We start from the raw sequence: 1,610 nt of genomic DNA on the forward strand, positions 1-1,610 counted from the left end.
CTGGAAGGCGGCGGCGGCGGAAGGGGCGGTGCGGCGCAGCGTGGCGAGGGCGAGCGGATAGACGAGCGGCCGGCCGATCGCGGCCGAGCCGAGGAAGGCGATGCCGATGACGGCCGTCACCATCTTTTCGCGTATTTGCAGGAATTTTTCCGAACCGCCGCCCACCAGCGCCAGCAGGGACAGCATGATGCCCGCCAGCACGATGAGCGACAGCGCGTCGATGCGGCGCGTCAGGCAGAATTCACCCGCGCTGAACAGCAGGGGCGGCAGGGAGGAGGCCATCAGGCCCCCGGCCTCGCCCCAGGCCGGGCGAACGGCATCATAGACCAGGACCGGCAGGACGATATTCGCACCGACATCGAGCGCGGCCTTCCACCCGGCGCGGCGGAGCCAGGCCAGAAGGCCGGGGGATTGCGGGGCGGGCTGCGTCGTCATGGGCGGAGTCCTGTCGCGATCGGGTTGTTGTGGAAGCTGTGCGCTATGCGGTGGGGCAGGCGCGCGCTCCGATATTAACAATGTTATCGTGGCGCTGAATGGTAACATTGTCAACATTAATGGTGCGGCGTTCGGATGCGGGTTGCGGGTGGGCTTGAGGGTTACGGGCTGCGGCCTGTCCGGACGGCGAAGGCGACTTCGGGCCGGCCGTTCCGTTCGGCCTGGCGGGCGGCGGCCTGGTGATCGTAGGGCACGGCGTGGAGGGTGGCCGCCCAGCCTTGTGGCGCGCGGGTCAGGGTGGCGTAGCGGGCGTGGGGGCTGCCAGCGTCCATGACGTGGGGACAGGGGCGGTCGTCGCGGAAGGACGGCATGCCGACGCTGCCGGGATTGACGACCAGCACGTCGCCGGCGGTGACGATGCGCGCGATATGGGTGTGGCCGCAGAGCACGACCCTGGCATGGCCGATGCCGGCCAGCTTGCGGCGGATCGTTTCGTCCGGGGCGAGGGCGGCGTGGCCGGCGGAGACGTCTTCGAGCAGATAATCCAGATCGCCGCCGGCCGGACTGCCGTGGCAGGCGAAGAGATCGCCGTCGAGCAGGCTGAGCGTCGGCGGCAGGGTGTGCAGCCAGGCCAGATGCCGGTCGGCGAGGCGGGGACGGGCGAAAGCGTCGGAGGCGCCGGTCGCACCGGCCAGCACCTGCCGTTCGTGGTTGCCCGCCAGGGTCGCGGCACCCAGCGCCATCTGGGCATCGGCGCTGCCGGCCGGGTCGAACGGGCCGGAGACGAGATCGCCGAGATTGACGACCAGGTCGGGGTGCAGGCGGCCGATGTCGCGCAGCACCGCCTGCAGCGCGAGCAGATTGCCGTGACTATCCGCGATGACCGAGATCTTCATGCGCGGATTCTACACCCCACGCGCCCCGCCGCAAGGAATCGCAGGCCCCTCAACCATAATCCATTGATAAACGAAACGGTTTCCAAAGGCCGCCGGCCTTTGGCGGGGTCCAGGGGCAGCGCCCCTGGCCGGTGCCGCCAGCGTTACGCGGCCGCGTAGGACGCACGCGCGGCATCGACGGCATTGCCTTGCGGGAGGGAGAAGCCCTCGGCGCGGAGGGAGGCCTCGAGAGCGGCGAGGGTGATGAGCACCTTGTGCTTCATGGCGTTGTAGCCCATG

2 protein-coding genes are annotated in these 1,610 nt (G+C 69.6%); both read right to left on the reverse strand.

Going from position 1 to position 1,610, the window contains the following annotated elements; all coding sequences use genetic code 11:
* Positions 1-435: VC0807 family protein (locus HUK84_RS17435; RefSeq protein ID WP_281362845.1), on the reverse strand; the 435-nt coding region annotated here is incomplete at its 3' end.
* A 161-nt stretch (positions 436-596) separates the two neighbouring features.
* Entirely contained in the window at positions 597-1,331 is a 735-nt protein-coding gene (locus HUK84_RS17440) for a metallophosphoesterase family protein (protein ID WP_176641388.1), read from the reverse strand.
* Positions 1,332-1,610: the final 279 nt, after the last annotated feature.

Origin of the sequence: Nguyenibacter vanlangensis, from assembly GCF_013376155.1 — a bacterium.
In the GTDB taxonomy this organism is placed as follows: domain Bacteria; phylum Pseudomonadota; class Alphaproteobacteria; order Acetobacterales; family Acetobacteraceae; genus Gluconacetobacter; species Gluconacetobacter vanlangensis.

Excerpts from the sequence above, each read along its gene's own strand:
- HUK84_RS17440 (WP_176641388.1), bottom strand. The coding sequence starts at position 1,331 with ATGAAGATCTCGGTCATCGCGGATAGTCACGGCAATCTGCTCGCGCTG.